The 17,713-nt window shown below is 37.5% G+C and carries 11 protein-coding genes; 4 read left to right on the top strand and 7 right to left on the bottom strand.

From position 1 onward, the window contains the following. Positions 1-1,221: 1,221 nt before the first annotated feature. The 7 genes from DEU40_RS15730 to DEU40_RS15700 all read right to left on the bottom strand — a co-directional run bounded on the left by DEU40_RS15730 (position 1,222) and on the right by DEU40_RS15700 (position 13,462). Positions 1,222-1,548 (bottom strand): VanZ family protein, encoded by a 327-nt coding sequence (locus tag DEU40_RS15730; protein ID WP_317047533.1) that lies wholly within the window; start codon positions 1,546-1,548, stop codon positions 1,222-1,224. A gap of 25 nt (positions 1,549-1,573) precedes the next feature. Then, positions 1,574-1,951, bottom strand: a complete 378-nt coding sequence (gcvH, locus tag DEU40_RS15725; protein ID WP_047098621.1) for a glycine cleavage system protein GcvH — start codon at positions 1,949-1,951, stop codon at positions 1,574-1,576. A gap of 107 nt (positions 1,952-2,058) precedes the next feature. Further along, positions 2,059-9,090, bottom strand: coding sequence for a cell surface protein SprA (gene sprA / locus DEU40_RS15720; protein ID WP_110010715.1), 7,032 nt, complete (start codon positions 9,088-9,090; stop codon positions 2,059-2,061). Positions 9,091-9,147: 57 nt separating this feature from the next. Continuing rightward, the gene (ruvA, locus tag DEU40_RS15715; RefSeq protein WP_110010714.1) at positions 9,148-9,732 is read right to left on the bottom strand and encodes a Holliday junction branch migration protein RuvA; all 585 of its coding nucleotides are present in this window, start codon (positions 9,730-9,732) and stop codon (positions 9,148-9,150) included. A gap of 227 nt (positions 9,733-9,959) precedes the next feature. Then, on the bottom strand, positions 9,960-12,245 hold the full coding sequence (locus tag DEU40_RS15710; protein ID WP_110010713.1) for an NADP-dependent malic enzyme: 2,286 nt from the start codon (positions 12,243-12,245) through the stop codon (positions 9,960-9,962). Between the two features lie 16 nt (positions 12,246-12,261). Next, positions 12,262-13,113, bottom strand: a complete 852-nt coding sequence (locus DEU40_RS15705; RefSeq protein ID WP_110010712.1) for a BadF/BadG/BcrA/BcrD ATPase family protein — start codon at positions 13,111-13,113, stop codon at positions 12,262-12,264. Positions 13,114-13,198: 85 nt separating this feature from the next. Continuing rightward, positions 13,199-13,462, bottom strand: coding sequence for a hypothetical protein (locus DEU40_RS15700; RefSeq protein WP_110010711.1), 264 nt, complete (start codon positions 13,460-13,462; stop codon positions 13,199-13,201). Between the two features lie 365 nt (positions 13,463-13,827). On the opposite strand from DEU40_RS15700, the gene DEU40_RS15695 reads away from it, so the two are divergent. From DEU40_RS15695 to DEU40_RS15680, 4 genes are all read left to right on the top strand, one after another. Then, on the top strand, positions 13,828-14,286 hold the full coding sequence (locus DEU40_RS15695; RefSeq protein ID WP_110010710.1) for a GtrA family protein: 459 nt from the start codon (positions 13,828-13,830) through the stop codon (positions 14,284-14,286). 3 nt (positions 14,287-14,289) lie between these two features. Continuing rightward, the gene (locus DEU40_RS15690) at positions 14,290-15,027 is read left to right on the top strand and encodes a lysophospholipid acyltransferase family protein (protein ID WP_110010709.1); all 738 of its coding nucleotides are present in this window, start codon (positions 14,290-14,292) and stop codon (positions 15,025-15,027) included. A 30-nt stretch (positions 15,028-15,057) separates the two neighbouring features. Next, entirely contained in the window at positions 15,058-16,503 is a 1,446-nt protein-coding gene (locus tag DEU40_RS15685) for an MFS transporter (RefSeq protein WP_110010708.1), read from the top strand. Positions 16,504-16,597: 94 nt separating this feature from the next. After that, positions 16,598-17,557 carry a DUF3810 domain-containing protein gene (locus DEU40_RS15680; RefSeq protein ID WP_317047532.1) on the top strand — a complete coding sequence of 320 codons (960 nt, stop codon included), beginning with the start codon at positions 16,598-16,600 and terminating at the stop codon, positions 17,555-17,557. Positions 17,558-17,713: the final 156 nt, after the last annotated feature.

Here is a 17,713-nt window from a genome sequence, read left to right as displayed (position 1 = left end):
ACTCCTGCGCTCCCTCTAATTGGGACTGCAAAGATACAAACTCTTTTTAAACTGGCAACTTTTTTTACAAAAAATTTTAAAGTTTTTTTTCGTCCGTCTCTTTCTTGAAGTAATATCGTTTCTGCCTATCTAAAGGCGCTTCTGCGCTACTGTTCTACTCTCGTTTTCAGTGGGGCAAAGATAGTAACTTCCCACAACGCAAAACAAGTTTATTTAACATAAATTTTACATTACAGTGATATTTATTCCTAAAGGACTGGAAGGCAGGGAGAAAAATTTTAAACATTTGTTTGGAGAATCGGAGGGAGAGCGTGGAGTGTGGGAGAGTTTGAGGGTTTGAGGGGGAGAGAGGTATGATTCGGGGTGCGGGATGCGAGGGTTTGAGGTGTGGAAGGATTAAATAGGGTATATATTATATAGTAGAGACCAGACTATAAGCTTTCTTCGATTAAGCTCACGATTATAGTCCGCTCCTATTGATGGAAGATTATATATAATGAAGGGAGATTGTTGTTTTTTATGTATGGGGATGATCATTGCCCACAGATCTCGCAGATTTACACAGATAAGAGGGGCCTGCTTTATTGTATACATTTATATTATAATAGAATGGGAAGGATGGAAATGCTAAAGAGTATATTTATATATTATATAGAGTAATAAGGTTTAGCTCCTACACCCGTAATTAATTACAATGCTTCGACTCAGCTCAGCATGACATGGCTAATACTAACGGCTAAAAGGCCTTAGACATTATATTGGCATTTTGCTTCTTTTAAGACTCTCGTAAAGAAGTTTGGATTCCTGCGGAATGACACAATAGGAATAGAGATTGATACTCAATAATATGTTTCCATAGAAATCTACAATATGAAAATTCAACAACAATGTTCCTTTTATACCTCGAAACCAGAAATCCGAAACTCAATAACCCGAACCTCATCATTCATCATTAACGACTCCTACCCTAGCCCTGATAGAAATGGTTACCCCGCAGCTTGCGTCGGAGGGTCGGTTTTAGGTGTGGAGCCCTTCGGCTTCGCTCAGGGTGACAGCGTTGGAGTGCACGGGCGCGAGGAGTAGGAATGGATAGCAGGAAATAGCTCCTGAAAAAAGTTCGAGAGTTGGAAAGTTGGAGGGTTGGAGGATGAAAAAGCTTAAATGTACTGGTGAAGAGAGAATAAAAAATGGATATAAAATCGTGATGATTTGAAAGGCGTGTTAAAAGAAACGCTTGATTAATAACTTATAGGTATAATATCCTAATAAGCATCCAATGGTATCTGCTACGATATCCAAAGTTTCCATCGATCTTCCCAATCCCATTTCTTCCTGCAGGATTTCTGTAAGGAAAGCATAGAGAAGGATGATCTGGACAAAGTATGAGAATTTTATTTTGGGAAAAGCAGCAATGAAAGAGAACCCCAGTGCTGCGAATATGCTTACATGCAAAACCTTGTCGATACCGCTGAACATGAACCAATATTCATGGTTTTCTTCTCCCGGCTTGAGAAGCATATAAGTAAGAAATGCCCAATAAATGGGCAGTATCTTACTAAATATTTTTGAAATCTTATCCAATGATCGCTTTGTAATCATCTGCAGAAAGTAACTCTGACTGATCTGCTCCATCAGCTATTTCCAATTTGATGATCCATCCGTCTCCATAAGGATCTGTATTTAACAGTTCAGGCTGATCTTCTAATTCTGAATTAAACTCGATAACTTTTCCTGAAATAGGTAAGAATAGATCTGAAACAGTTTTTACTGCCTCTACACTTCCGAAAACGTCTCCTCCATTAAGATCATCATCTACAGTATCTACATCAACGTAAACGATATCTCCAAGTTCTCCTTGTGCGAAGTCTGTAATACCGATTGTAGCAACGTTACCTTCGATCTTGATCCATTCGTGATCTTTCGTGTACTTTAATTCTGATGGTGTGTTCATTTTTAAATTTTTATTTTGTACAAATGTATTCAAAAATATAGTAGCTTCAAATATTGGATATAAAAAAAGTCCTTCAAAACTGAAGGACTTTTACGTTTGTATTATTTTTAGAATCCACCTCCGGAATCTCCGAATGTAAATGTGGCTGAGATACCTGCTCTGACCGTAGACAGCGGGAATGCTGTGGAGATCTTATATTTTGAGGTCATCTGTTCGTAGAACACTCTCAGATTCAGATTCTCGGAAACATTGTAGTCTGCTGAAAGTTTGATGTTCATCAATCTTTGTCCTCCGGTAACCTGAGCATCATTCAACAGGATATTCATAATGGATGTTTTACTGTCTCTTAATGAAATATCTCCTCTGATGTTAAGATCACTTCCTTTTCCTCTTGTTCCTCTTCCTCTGATGTTGGCTGTTCCTAGTCTGAAGTTTCTGACAATATAACCAAGTCTTACTACATACTCTGTATTCGCATCTTCGGTAAGTGTCTGGTTGACTAATCCCAGTACCATCATTCTGGTTCTGTTATACTGTATTCCAAACTGCATATTGTTTCTCATGGTAACATCTACTCCGATAAGCGGTGAGAAAGATTCTACATATCCCACCTGTGCGAATGTATATGGGTTAATCTTATCTCCATCATTTTTTTTCACATTACCGGCATCATCCACTGTCTGATAATATCCGTTCGGGTTACCATGATAATCTACGTTACTTTGAATACCTGTTGCCGTATACGTGGCAGTATAGGCATGTAAGATATCGAACTTTGTGAACTGCCCGCTGATGATCGGGATATTTTTTAATCCAGAATAGGTAATTCTCCAGTTTGGCAATGGGAATCCTGCTTTTTTAGGGTTACCCATAGGTGACACAGATTTTCCTTCCATCGCTGCTCTAAAGGCTGGGATTAATACATAGGCATTTCCAATGCTGTAATGCTTTGCAAATCCGTTATTATCCAATACTGCCCCAGGACCTCCCAATTGTTGAGAAAGCGCTCTTGCGTTTTCTCTGATCGCCTGATAAACTGCCTGTCCATCTTTAAATGATGTGCTGAGAAGCGACGTAGTATTGGAATACGTTATCATTTCGCTGGCAAACGTAAAATCCGTATCAGGAACACCACCATTGGTATAGTTAAATCCTGTATGCGAGAAGTTACTGTTGAAGGTATGCAACACATTAAGATCTACTCTCAGGTCATTCATAGGCATCACCTGTAGGTCTGCTCTCAGCTCTTTGGTCGACATTCTTACATACGGATCTGTCATATAATTTGAATTACTTACCCATCCGTTTTCCATTACTGTTCTTCTGATATCTGCCTGTGATCCTAAAAGGAATCCCAGTGTCGGACCTCCCAATGTCTGTCCGTATCCATACCAGTTTGGTGCTGATATTAATCCCGGAAGTACTGTTCCATTCGTTTCGTTGTAACTTACGTTTAACTGTTTAAAGGAAGTTAAGAAGAATGCAGCACTTTGAAGTGGAGTAAGCTTATTCTTAAATTTATATTTTTTATATCGGTATCTGTTTTTCTCCCATTGTTTCGCATACACATTATTCAGAGAGTCCATCTCCTGTCTGCGTTTCTGAAGTTTGGCATTAATATTTTTGAAATAGTTAAACTGGCCAAAGAACTTCGGAAGATCCGCAGAAGCTGTTGCCTGAATCACATTGGTATTTTGTCCAACGGATCCTAAACTTGCGGTCTGATTTGTATTAGGATCAGTAAATCCAAGCAATGATGTAGACCTCGCCGCCCAGTTATAAGTAAATCCATATCCTACTTCTGCATCAATGAAATCCAGATAAGGCAAATATTGGAATGGTAGCTTATAGTTTAACTGTGCTCTGTGATTATACAATACCGGCCTTCCTGCTCTGAATATATTTCCGAAAATCGATTTGCTGTCCATCGAATTTACATCCAGATTGTCATTTAATGTTCTGGTTGCGGAATTGATTTCCAGTTTTAATGATTTTGTAAAATTGAATCCTAATCCATACTGCCATCCAAAGAAGAAGTTTCTGTTTCTAATGGCATCGAAATTACTGTTCATATCACCATTAAGGATTGCTTCCACATTTCTGAACTCAAGCTCGTTGTAGTTTCTGTCGATTTCAGTTCTGAAAGAGATTCTTGTAGGAATTGGATTGATATTGAATTCTTTTACCCATCTCAGATACTTCGTAGATTTTGCTGTATCACTGATCATCTTGTTGAAAGGCTTAAGTACCCACGGTTTAAAGGTGTAGTTATAATCAATATACCCTCTCAGATACTGTCTGTAATTTCTCTTGGTATAGATATCTCTGAAATAGTCATCGTTATAAACAGCAGTTACTGATACGTTTTCAATATCATAAAACTTAGGCTTTTTATTTGGATTTACTCTTTCTTTATGCATGTTAACGACACCAATACTTCTCTGTTGAGTATAGGTTCTCGCTACTTTTTTCAATTGCTCTTTGTTCGGTGCCTTATTGAATTCTACGTCGGTATCCAGAGGATTATACTTTGGATCTTCAATAGTCTGCGAGTAAGAATAGTTTAAAGGAATTTTCACCCCTGTTTTTTCCGGAAGGAATTTATCTACATTGATCGCCGTATTGATGCTGAATGCGGATTGAGTAGACTGTGTTCTTTCTGCAGGTTTTGAATCGATATTTCCGAAACCAACCGATGTATAAGAGGCATTGGCATTCACTGTTGCCAGGTCTCCCATATTGAAGTTTAAGCTGGCATTTCCTGCATATCCACCATCATTCTCAATTTCAGAAAGACGGATTTCGTTAACCCAAAGAACTCTTGTTATGGTAGAGTTTGTTCTTGGATCTGCATTTCTTACCCCAATCATAATGGTGGTAATATTTCCTAAACTTGGTCTACCTTTGATATAAATATTTTTATAAGGTTCCTGATATCCTGTGTCAACGGTTCTATTTGTAATAGCAACACCAGATTTATCTCTTCTGATCTTTGCATCTACAAAGTTCTGAACATCAAAATCAACTTCGTTTTCCATTGGCCAGATCTCCATAGGAGCTGTTGCTGTTGTAGGAGTCATTCTTAAAGATGATTCATACTCGTAATAGTTATCAGTAGCATCGCTTCCGAAACGAATAAAGAATTTGGTATTCTCATCCAATCCAATCACTCTGTTCAATGGATCGTGAGCATGTACAAACAGCTTCAGCTTTTTGTATCTTCTCATATCCAACGTCGTATTTTTGAATACACCTCTTGCCTCAGTTTTAAGGTCTTTCACTTTCATGTAAAGTGATGCTTCATTCTGTCTCTGAGCTCCTGCATTTCCACTCAATACCTGTCTGTCAATTCCCGGAGGCAATACATATGGAGGTTGGTTCAATGCATTTTCTTCAATATTTACACTTCCTATTTCAAAATTAGGATCTGTCACAGTTCCCGTTCCTTCGTCGGAATTTGGAACATTTACACTGGCAATTTTACTGGTATATTTTCTCCAGTCTGATCTTACAAGATCCATTGTTCCGAATCTCAGAGTAGAGGTCTGATCAAATCCTGCCAGCATCAATCTTGCAAACCTTACATTATTCAATACAGATGGCTCTGCTGTCCCTTCAGCTGGATCATAATTCGCTACAGGAATTCTGAACAGGTACCATTTAACATCTGAACTCTGTCCGTTCTGGAATGTTGCTTTTACTGTTTTTACATCTACAATATTATTCGTTCCAAGTGACAAACTTGGCTGATCAAGCTTTATAACATATTGGTTATAGTTTTCAGTCTGATCCAGGTTGTAATCTTTATTGATATCTTCAACATCCGGAGTTTGTGAAGCTACGTTAAGAGAGTTTGCTTCTGAATTTCCTTCCGGATTTCTGAAATATTTGTATCGTTCCACTACTGAAGCTGCCTGACTTCCTGTAAATTTATCCGAAAGATAGAATACGAAGTCATCTACTGCAGGGTCTGCAATATTGGTTACCGGATTTACAAACGTATTTCCGAATCTCATGGCTTCCTGGTCCGAGGTAAGACCATCATATCCGGCATCCTGTACTTTCCTATCCTCTCCTTCTGTAGAGAATGCATATAAGATTGGCGGCTGTTTTGGCTGTACTCCCCAATTTGAATTCGTTGTAGAAGATGGTGTACCTGGCGTTGGCAGTCCGTTTTCATACTGCATTTTTCCATCTTTCAATACATCTTCCGAAACGTTTCCTAAGTGAAGTAAAAGTTTTGGATCAGTACCCAGCGTTTTACCATCTGCGTAAGGATCCATCATCCAGAATTCAACATACTCAATGTTTGAAGTAATAAAGTTCGGAACACTGATTGATCTCATAATCCCTGCCCATCTGCTTTGTGCCTGTTCTGTTACTGGATTTACGTTGTACGGTCCTTTTTCTTTCGGAAAATAAGAGATATCAAAAGTATTCGTAAAGGTTTGTTCTCCTGCTACGAAATCTCTGTTATTATAAATCTCCGAATATTGTACTCTTCTGGAAGCGTGATTAGATACAGACTGCGGTGTAATTCCTGCAGGTGCTTTCCCTCCAACTCCCCAGAATCTAGGGTCGATGTTATACCATGTTAATAATCCTCTTCCATATCCGCTTGTTAGATCATCATTGCCAGGCACTGTGTTAAATGGCGGTAATTTATTTTTTTCCGGTTTTGAAGCTAAACTCCATGCTGCCGGCTCTTTTAATGATATTTTAGAGGTTGTTTGTTCAAAATCGTCAATATAAGACTGATTATTTGTTCCTTTATTCAATCCAGGTAATAAGTAAGCTGCTTCCATCTTAAAGTTTAAGTTGGATGGAGCTTCAGTTTTTACCATAGGAAGTTTATTGGCAAATCTTGTAAGATAAGGTGCCTGATTGTTGTACATCAGGTTGATCCCTGCCATGGTATTGTTTACCGCTTCCTGCCCGAAGTTTACTTTCTGAGTCAATGGAGATTCTGAGTAATTGATCACCGTTCCTCCCAAGATAAAGTTTTCACTAAATCTTCTTTCTAAATTTAATCCTAAGAATCTTTTTCTTTGGGTATTAAATGTCAACTGATTTTCCAGTGAAATATTGATGGCCTGTCCGGACTGTTTTACATTTTCATTGATGATCGTAACCGTACCCAGCATATAATCTACTGTATAGTCTACGCCTTCCGTAAGCTGTACTCCGTTTGCTGCCACTTTTACTGATCCCTGAGGAACGTTTACAGCTCCTAAAGAAATACCTTGTCCCTGAACACCTTTGTAACGCCCTTCCATGGTATACCTTTGTGTAAGGTTACTCTGGGAAGCTTCTTGTTTTTGTTTGGTATAAAGATCCTGAAATATATATTGAGGATCACTTGTTCCTAATTTTGCTTCCAGAAATTTACCGAAAGGCTGTACTTTGGTAAAGATGACTCTTCCTGTTTCCGGTCTGATGGTAATCCCATTCACAAAGTCGAAAATACCGTCTCCTTTACTTCCATCTTTATTGTTCTGGATATCTCCATTCATATTAAGACGGTCCCAGTTAAATAACTTCAGTAAATTCTGATCTTTTACAGGAGTATCCGGAAGATAGTTTACTTTACCTCCTGTTTTTGGATCTCTGTAATATACGTTAAGGATAAAGCCATCCGGAGATACCTGTCCCGCATCAATAGAATAGATATTCTTCATCATCAGATCCCACATCGGAGATTGAGTGTTCACCTTGTTATTTACTCTCAATACCTTGGTGATCAGCACAGGGCTTTCTTCAGAAAATTCCCCTACTTTGTATACTTTATTACTTCCATTAACAGTATAAGAGTACGAAACGGCTAAAAGCTGCTGGTCATTCAATTTTTGGTTTAATGAAATATATCCCAGTTGTGGCTGGTAGATAAATTCGTTAGCATTCAGCTTTCTCGCTTTTGTAGCAAGAACAAATTCTTCTCCGTTATTGTAGGGAGTAGGTGTTCCCGGGAAGACATGCCCCTGAAAAAGAGCATTGTAATTTTTCCCAGCTTCTCTTGTTCCAGCTACTTGTGATACTTCATCATACAATCCGTTCAGCGAGTTATCCGGCAGCGTAACTCCTCCAGGACCTTCTCCCAGGTCTCTGATCCCGATAATACTTTTCTGATATGCCAGATTACTGTTCCCCTGATCCAATACCCAGACTTCCATTCTGGTAATGTTGATGGTTGAGTTGATCTGCGGATAATTAAGTAAGGCATCATCATATTTGTTCAGGAAATAATGTCCTATAAAGAAGTGCTGGTTTTCTTCGTAGTCAATGGCATTGACTTTAAAATTGTTCATCACACCACCACCCTGTACTACAATATTACGGGCTTCACCCTGCTGCTGGGAAAGAACTACTGTTCCAAATGTTTTTCCTAACTGGAATTCTGTTTTCACCCCGAACAGCGATTGTGAACCACGGATAAGGCTGGTTGAAAGCGGCATGTTTACGTTACCAAATTCAACTCTTTTGATGATTTTATCCTCTCCTCCTTCGTTGGGTTTATCTACATTCCCAAGACCTTTACTCTGAAGATCTTTCCAGCTTCCTTTTGCCTGCCATACAAGATTCATTCTGTTTTCAAAAGCAAAACCACTCTGGGTATCATAATTGGCCTTTAACTGAAGGTTTTCCCCTACTTTTCCCAATAATCCCAACTGAATTCTCTGATCGATATCAAAGGTAAAACTGGTCCTGTTCTGAGGCAGGATCATTGGGTTATCTATTTTCTGGTAAAGTCCTGCAAAGTCCAGGGATGCGTATCCTGAAGGGATGATTTCAATTTTATTACCACCGAAAATGGTTTCAAAAAGCTTGTTGTTGATCTGTAATGAAGGAATAAGCCCCTTCTTTCTGGCATCAGATCTGTCTCTTCTGAAGAGAAGATTATATTTATCAGATTTCTCCTTGTAATAGGCCTTTGTCTGGCTGGCAAGCATATATTCTTTATACTCTTCCGGAGACATGGCTGTAGGAGGACCTGTAATGGTATTTCCGATTTTTGGATATACATAGTACATCCCGGTTTTTATGTCGTAATAGGCTTCATACCTCGTAGGGTCGGCCACTTCATATTGTTTTCTTATGATCGCTGTATCTTTCTGTGCCTGCCCAAAGGCATTTACAGACATACACAGGAACGACAGGAACAAATATATGTTAAGATGCTTAATATTCGCCACCAAATGTTAAATGTTTTTTAAGATTTGTTTAACCAATTCTTCTACCGAGATGTTTGGATTTTGTTTGATAATTTTATCCGCAATCTTCTCGCTTGTTCGTTTAGGAATGCCTAAAACTTCTAATGCAGATAACGATTCTTCCTTAATTTTATTATCCACCATCACAGAAATGTTCGCGTTTGGATCGCTGTATTTCTGTACTTTATCTTTAAGATCCACGATAATCCTTTCGGCAGTTTTTGCACCAATTCCTTTTGCTTTTTGGATCAATGCACTGTTTCCGGAAAGTATCGCCGAAGCAATCTCATCAAGGCTCAATGTTGACAACAGAATCAATGCTGAAACAGCTCCTACTCCATTAACGCTTATTAACAGATTGAACATTTCTTTTTCTGAACGTGTGTTAAATCCAAAGAGAAGATGAGCATCTTCACGAATGATCTGCTGAATAAATAAAAAGGTCTGCTGATTCAAAACCAGCGTCTGTGAGGTCATCAGACTGATTCCCACATAGTAACCAACTCCTTGAACATTGATGACAGCGTAAGTAGGCGTAAGTTCTTGAACAGTGCCTTGTAAAGAAAATATCATTATTAATTTTTAAAACTCCCAAATATAGCAATTTAAACTAATTAATGTTTTCATTTGATGTACGAATGATTTTTAACTTAAATTTTAAATAAGAATTCAAGGAATTAACAGAAAAACAAAAGACTCCAAAATATGGAGCCTTTTTACTATCTGTACACGGTTTAAAGTGTCAATTTTGAAATAAGAAAGATGGATTATTTATTTCGAGTGATGCCATCAGTTCTGTATTATTTCTTCTCTCTTCTTTGAGCATCAAGAACAGCAATGGTAGCAAGGTTTACGATCTCATCAACGCTTGAACGCATCTGAAGTACGTGTACCGGCTGCTTTAATCCCATTAAGATAGGTCCGATAACCTGTGCTACTTTCATACCTCTCAGAATTTTGTAAGAAAGGTTTGCACTTTCCAGATTCGGGAAGATGAATGTGTTGGCAGGAGTAGTTCCTAATTTTGAGAATGGATAATCGCTCAGGTGGTCTGCGTTCATTGCAAAATCAGGTTGAATTTCACCATCCACAACCATTTTCGGATATTTTTCATGAAGGATTCCTACTGCTTTTGCTACTTTCTTGGAAGTTTCAGAAATCGCAGCAAAGTTTTCAAATCCAAGCATTGCAATTCTTGGTTCAATCGCAAAAGACTTTACTGTAAATTCAGCCATTTTAGCAATATTCACAAGATCTTCTGCTGTAGGGTTTTGGTTGATCGAAGTATCTGCGAAGAAAATAGGCTTCTTTTCAGACAAGATCATCATCATGGCCGCTACTTTATCTACTCCTTTATCTTTTTCAATAACTTCTAAAACAGGACGTAAAACAGAAGTATAGTTTTTAGAGAATCCTACGATAAGTCCGTCTGTATCACCATGTTTCAGCATCAAAGGTCCGAAATAGTCTCTCTGGCGTACATATCTCTTCGCTTTGTACTCGTTCATTCCTTTTCTCTGACGAAGTTTCCAAAGAGTTTCTCTGTATTTTTTTCTGTTTTCTTTCTGATCGTCATCACTTGGATCAATGATCGGAACATCCAGAGTAATTCCGTAACGCTCCATCTGCTCCTTGATGTATTTTTTGTCCCCTAAAAGGCTTGGGTAAGCAATTCCTTCTTCATAAAGAATCTGGGCAGCTTTCAATACATTGTATTCTTCAGCATTTCCAAGGGTAATTCTTTTCGGATTGGATTTCGCACGGCTCTGCATCATTCTTACCAATCTTTCATCTCTACCCATTCTGTCTAAAAGCTGGTGCTCGTATTCGTCAAAATCCGTAATGGTTTTTCTGGCAACACCACTTTCAATAGCTGCTTTTGCTACAGCGCTTGATACTTTTGTGATCAGTCTGTTATCAAATGGTTTTGGAATAAAGTATTCTCTTCCAAACTGAAGGTTCTGAACATTGTATGCTAAAATTACAGCTTCCGGTACCGGTTCTTTTGCAAGATCAGCAATAGCGTGTACCGCAGCGAGTTTCATGGCTTCATTAATTCCTGTAGCCTGTACATCCAATGCTCCACGGAAGATATAAGGGAATCCCAATACGTTGTTGACCTGGTTAGGATAATCACTTCTACCTGTAGCCATGATCACATCTTTACGGGTCTCCAGTGCAAGATCATAAGCAATTTCCGGATCAGGGTTGGCAAGAGCAAATACAATAGGATTTTCATTCATGCTCTGCAACATCTCAGGAGTCATTACGTTTCCTTTTGACAATCCTACAAAAACATCAGATCCTTTTACAGCATCTTCTAATGTTTCGATATCTGTCTGAGCGATGAAATCTAATTTTTCAGGAGTAAGGTTTTCTCTTTTATGATTGATTACGCCTTTACTGTCACACATCAGAACGTTTTCTTTTTTCAGTCCTAATGAAATATAAAGCTTGGTACATGCAATAGCTGCAGCACCAGCTCCGTTCACCACCATTTTTACTTTATCAATATCTTTATTGGCAATTTGCAGAGAGTTGATCAACGCAGCAGCTGAGATAATAGCTGTTCCGTGCTGGTCATCGTGCATCAAAGGAATATTCAACTCCTCTTTCAGTCTTTGTTCTATATAAAAAGCTTCAGGAGCTTTAATATCTTCAAGATTGATTCCTCCGAAAGTAGGAGCAATTCCTTTTACGATTTCAATAAATTTATCCGGATCTTTTTCATCGATCTCAATATCAAAAACGTTGATATCTGCAAAGATCTTGAATAATAGTCCCTTCCCTTCCATTACCGGTTTTGAAGCCTCAGCACCGATGTCTCCCAGTCCAAGTACGGCAGTACCGTTAGAAATGACTGCTACCAGGTTTCCTTTTCCCGTATAATCATATACAGTTTCCGGCTTATCATGAATTTCCATACAAGGAACCGCTACTCCCGGAGAGTAAGCCAATGATAAATCTCTTTGGGAAGAGTGTGGCTTTGACGGGATAACTTCAATTTTTCCTTTGGGTTCTGCTTTATGATAATCTAGCGCTGCCTGGCTAAAGTTCTTTTCGTCACGATTGTTGTTACTTGACATAAAATTTTGTTTTTTGTTAAAGTATATATTTAATGTGGTAATCTACTAAGCTTTCAATTGGTTTCTGCACAACATGTCCCACATTTAAATTAAGTTCTGCAGCTACAGAACGTAGTATATTTTCATAATAATAAGCGATGGAGCCAATAAAATTGATCTCGGCATCATGCGCCTCCTCATAAGGAAGAACCTGGTATTCAAAGAAACTTTTCATTTCTTCAAAAACCATATCTTTGAAATAAGGATGATCTTTTCTTTCGATTACAAATTTGGTAAAATTCGCCAGATATGCATTGGGTCTCGGCGTGTGATACATGTTTTTCAATGCATCTTCTACGGTAAGCTGATAATCTGCTTCAAATTCTTTATGAAGATCCGCAGGCAGTTTTTTCATAAAATATCTGCGTACCAGCTGCTTTCCGATAGCACTGCCGCTTCCTTCATCCCCGATCAGGAATCCCAGCGAAGGCAATTCTATCTTCACATTTTCACCGTCAAAAAAACAGGAATTAGATCCTGTGCCGAGAATGCACACGATAGCAGGTTTTCCACTGTATGCTGCATAGGCTGCAGCCATCAGATCTTCCTTCACAATAATCTCTGCTTTTCCAAAAACTTTTGTCAGCTCTTCTTCTATGGTTTCGCAGTTTTTTTTCACTCCGCATCCGGAACCATAAAAAAAGACTTTGGTAATTGAATTTTTAACCGATATCAGATTGCTATTTTTCTGTATTTCAGGAGCGATAAGTTCTCTGTTGATAAAATTCGGATTGAAACCGATGGTTTCTGTTTTCAGAAAAACTTTTTTAAAGTCATCAAGAATTACCCAATCCGTTTTAGTAGAACCACTATCTACAATAGCAACCATATTTTAGATTTTAATTTAAGGGTGCTAAATTATGAATTTATCTTCAATTAGCATTTAAAAACAACCTGGAAGCTGTCTAAAATCATTAATGTTTGATTTGTGTTTTTTTTTCATTGAATTGTAAAAGCCAATCTTCTATTTCATCTTCAAGATAGGAAGTCTGTAATTCCATTGCATTGATAAAATCATCAGGCACCGGATCGCCAGTGGAGTTTTCAAGATTCCACAATTCGTTTGACATATTTTCATACTCTGAATACACTCTTTTGAAGCGGGAATTTTCTTTCTCAAGAGCCTCAATATTTTTCTGTTGAAGCTGGAATTTTCTGTATTTGTTTTGACGTTTCATACAAATATTATTAATAATTGGGTCATAAAAAAGTTGGAGTATATGCTCTTAACCGTGCACTACAAGATAGAAAAAACCATCAACACAAGGAGTTGAAAATGAATTTATTATCAGGTCTTTATTACATCATTCTGAATATTAAAATTAGAAATAATTTTTATTAAAAAAAATATTTTAACAACTTTTTTCAGTGTTTAACATATAGTTATAAATTTGCATATTCATATTGTCAAGCGGTATAACTGCTGGGATTTAAAAACCGTTATAAACAGAAGAAATTTTCTAAGGTGTTTATATTGTGAGAGATAAATCAACCTGGCAGACTGTCCGATATGTACAAAGATGTTTAGTTTTATACTTATTAAATGAAAGAAATACTCTTACGCCAGAAACAGGTTTTGTTCTTCATCATTGCAGGAGGACTGAGTGCCATTGTAGAAATAGGAAGCTTTAAGATTTTCAGCACCTATCTTCCGCACTTCTTTGTAAAGGAAACCAATTTCTACGGAGTACACTATCCTTTAAGCAACATTTTTTCCACGAGCTGCGGGATTATTACCAATTATTTTCTGAGCATCTGGTTTGTATTTGAAAGGGGAAAACATTCGAAGAGAAAAGAATTTGCTTATTTTATGGTAGTATCTTTTTTTTCAACATTACTCAGCTTAGGTTTTTTCCAGGTATTTTACAGTTTCGTATTTAAAGATAATATCAATTTATTTTTTTATACCTTGAGCCCGGAAATGATCAGTAAAATTGCAGCAATATTGCTGGTTTCCATTCTGAATTATTCGATAAAAAAGAAAGTAATTTTTAACGGTTAGGCTGTGACAAAAATTTTAAATTATCTCTGGAGATTCTGGTTGCTGCTGTTGGCATTTTTTCTGACAGTTATTATTGGGATCCCGGTTTACATTTTATCCTTTAATAAAAAGCATTATAAATACGGCTATAAACTGGTCAGGCTATGGTGTTTCGGTATGTTCTACGGAATGGGTTTCAGATATGACCTGATTAAACTTTCGGAACAGGAAAAAGATAAAAATATCCCTTATGTCTTTATCTCCAATCATACGTCTATTATGGATATCATGCTTGTATGTATTCTGTTTCCTGATCATCCGATTTGTTTTGTAGGAAAAAAAGAACTGGTTAAGATTCCTATTTTCGGAACTATATATAAAAGGATATGTGTAATGGTAGACAGAGCGAGTGCAAAAAGCCGTGCAGATGTTTACCGAAGATGTGCAGAGAAGATGGAAGAAGGTAACAGTATCGCGATTTTTCCTGAAGGCGGTGTGCCGGATGACACTTCTATTATCCTGGATGATTTTAAGGACGGTGCATTTATACTGTCTTCAAAACATCATTCTCCTATCGTTGTTTATACCTTTGTGGGACTTAAAGAAATGTTCCCTTTTGAAAACTCAAAAGGCTTTCCCGGAAGGGTAAAGGTATATTACAATGGCATCATTGAGCCTTCAGATTCTCCAAAAGACTCAAAAGCAGAGGCTTATGAGACAATAAAAAAAACCTTAATCAGGTATTCCGTTGAAAGGAAATAGTTATATTTGTTTGTGAAATCTATAATAAATATGTCAAATTATTCTAAACAAACCAATTGGGCCCAATTCATTCCGTTGGTTACTGTATTCTTCTTTTGGGGATTTGTAGCAGCCAGTAATGATATTCTGATCCCTGTTTTTCAAAAAGCCTTCAATCTATCCCAAACTGAAAGTATGCTTGTACAGATCTGCTTTTATGTAGCGTATACTGTAGGTTCTTTAATTTATATGCTTGTATCAAAGAGCCTTAAACAGGATTTGATCAATAAAATCGGATATAAGAATGGTCTTATTGTGGGGCTTCTGATTTCCGCATTGGGAACCTTATTGTTCTACCCGGCTGCCAATATGCATTCTTTCCCTTTAATGATCTCAGGGTTATTTATTGTAGGTTTAGGATTCTCTCTTCAGCAGATTGTTGCTAATCCGCTTGCTATTGAAGTAGGTCCTACGGAAACGGGATCTCAGAGGCTAACAATGGCAGGAGGGATTAATAACTTAGGAACTACTATTGGACCGCTTATCGTTGCATTTGCTATTTTTGGATCTGCAAGTGCTGCCAACACGGAAGCAAGTATAGAAAGTGTAAAAACACCTTATCTGATATTAGGAGCAGCTTTTGCTCTGGTAGCTTTAATGCTTAAATTCTCTTCTCTTCCTGCAGTAACTCCAACAAACACTGAGGACACCGATGATGCAACTCCGGGAGAACATAGAAAGTCAGCATTCCAGTATCCTCAGCTGGTGATGGGAATGATCGCTATTTTTGTTTATGTAGGGGTAGAAGTTTCCACAGCCAGTAACCTTCCTGCTTATATGGAAAAAAGCTTGGGATTTGAAACGAAAGAGGTAGCACCTTATATCTCTTTATACTGGGCATCATTAATGATTGGCCGTTGGACAGGTGCTGTAGAAGCATTTGATGTCAATGCAGGATTCAAAAAGATCTTAAGATTCTTAGCTCCTTATCTTGCATTCGGTGTATTTTTATTGGTAAACGCTATTGCCGATCATGATCTTTCTCCGTTCTATGTATATGGATTTATCATTATCGCAATGATTATCTGTGATATTTTAAGCAAAGGAAACCCGGCAAGAATGCTTCTGATCTTCTCTCTGGCAGGGATCACCGCTCTACTTATAGGGATGTTCACTACAGGAATGGTATCTGTATATGCATTTACCAGTGTAGGTCTTTTCTGCTCTACGCTATGGCCGTGTATCTTCGCATTGGCTATCAACGGGCTTGGAAAACACACTAACCAGGGTTCAGGATACCTTATCATGATGATTATGGGAGGAGGTATTGTAAGCGTTATACAGGGATATGTTGCAGATATTACCAATATTCATTTCAGTTATATCGTAGGGGTTATTTGTTTTGCTTATCTTGCATTCTATGCGATCCGTGTAAGTGGGATTCTGAAAGCCCAGGGCATTGATCTTGATAAAATATCTAAAGGCAGTGGTCATTAATATAACAACAAATATATATAAGAAAAAAAGATTTTGGGCAGGTGTATTACTTGCCCAATTTCTTTTGTTTTATGGATTTTCAAAATCCAAAATAATGATTTCTTTTTTTGAACGCTTTTTTGAATTTCAGAAAGAGCTTCATCAGGTGCTGTTCAGCTGGGTTCCATTTTCTGTCGGGGATTTGATCTATATTGTGCTGGGAGCTTTTCTTTTATACTGTTTCATCACCTTATTCAAAAAGCAGCAAAGAAGTGATTCGATGAGAAAAATTCTTATCGTCATGAATATCTTTTATTTTATTTATCAGATCTTTTGGGGAATGCTGTATTTTCAGGTTCCTATTATTAAAAAACTTTCCAGCCAGAATGAACCGGATATAGAAAAAGCAAAAAAACTGGCTCTTGTTTATCTTAAAAAGTGTAAGGCAACACGACAGTATACACAGGAGGACAGCAACGGAGTATTTATAATCACAAACCTTACATCTATTCAAAAGGAAATCCTGAATCAGCAGACCAAGCTGCCTTCTTATATTTCCGATAAAAAAGCTCCGGAGATACTGGACATCAAGCCTAGTTTATTCAAAAATGTAATGAGCTTTACAGGAATTCTAGGCTATTATAATCCTTTTACAGCTGAAGCCCAGTATAATACTGAGCTGCCTCATACATTAATCCCTTTCACCACAGCGCACGAAAGTTCACATCAGCTTGGCTTTGCCAGAGAGCAGGAAGCTAATTTTATAGGGTACTTAATAGGCATTCATTCCGGTAATCCTGAGTTGAGATACAGTACTGAATTTTTCACTTTAAAAAGTCTTTTAAGATTTATTGTGGAGAAAGATCCTGAATTTGTAAAGAATATTCTTCACCAGTATTCTCCCGCCATGAAAAGAGACCGTGCTTATGAAAAAAGTTTTATTTTTCAGCATCAGGGATGGCTTGATGAATTCTTTGGATTTACTAACAACCTGTTTCTGAAAAGTAATCAGCAGGAAGGCTCTGTTACCTATTCTTACTTTATTGATCTTCTCTTAAGCTATGAGAAAACATAAAAAAAGAATCGTATCAGGCGATACGATTCTAAAAACACAAATGATGAAAAAAAATTTATTACCTTGACTTGTTCCCTCATTCAAGGCGATGTAAAAGTACGACATATTTTATAAATACAAAAACATTTCTATCCTTTTTTAAAACTTTATGAAAAC

This window comes from Chryseobacterium sp. AG844 (assembly GCF_003182335.1).
Classification (GTDB): Bacteria; Bacteroidota; Bacteroidia; order Flavobacteriales; family Weeksellaceae; genus Chryseobacterium; species Chryseobacterium cupriresistens.
The sequence above is the reverse complement of the archived record's forward strand: the minus strand, read 5'-3'. Positions and strand labels throughout refer to the sequence as shown.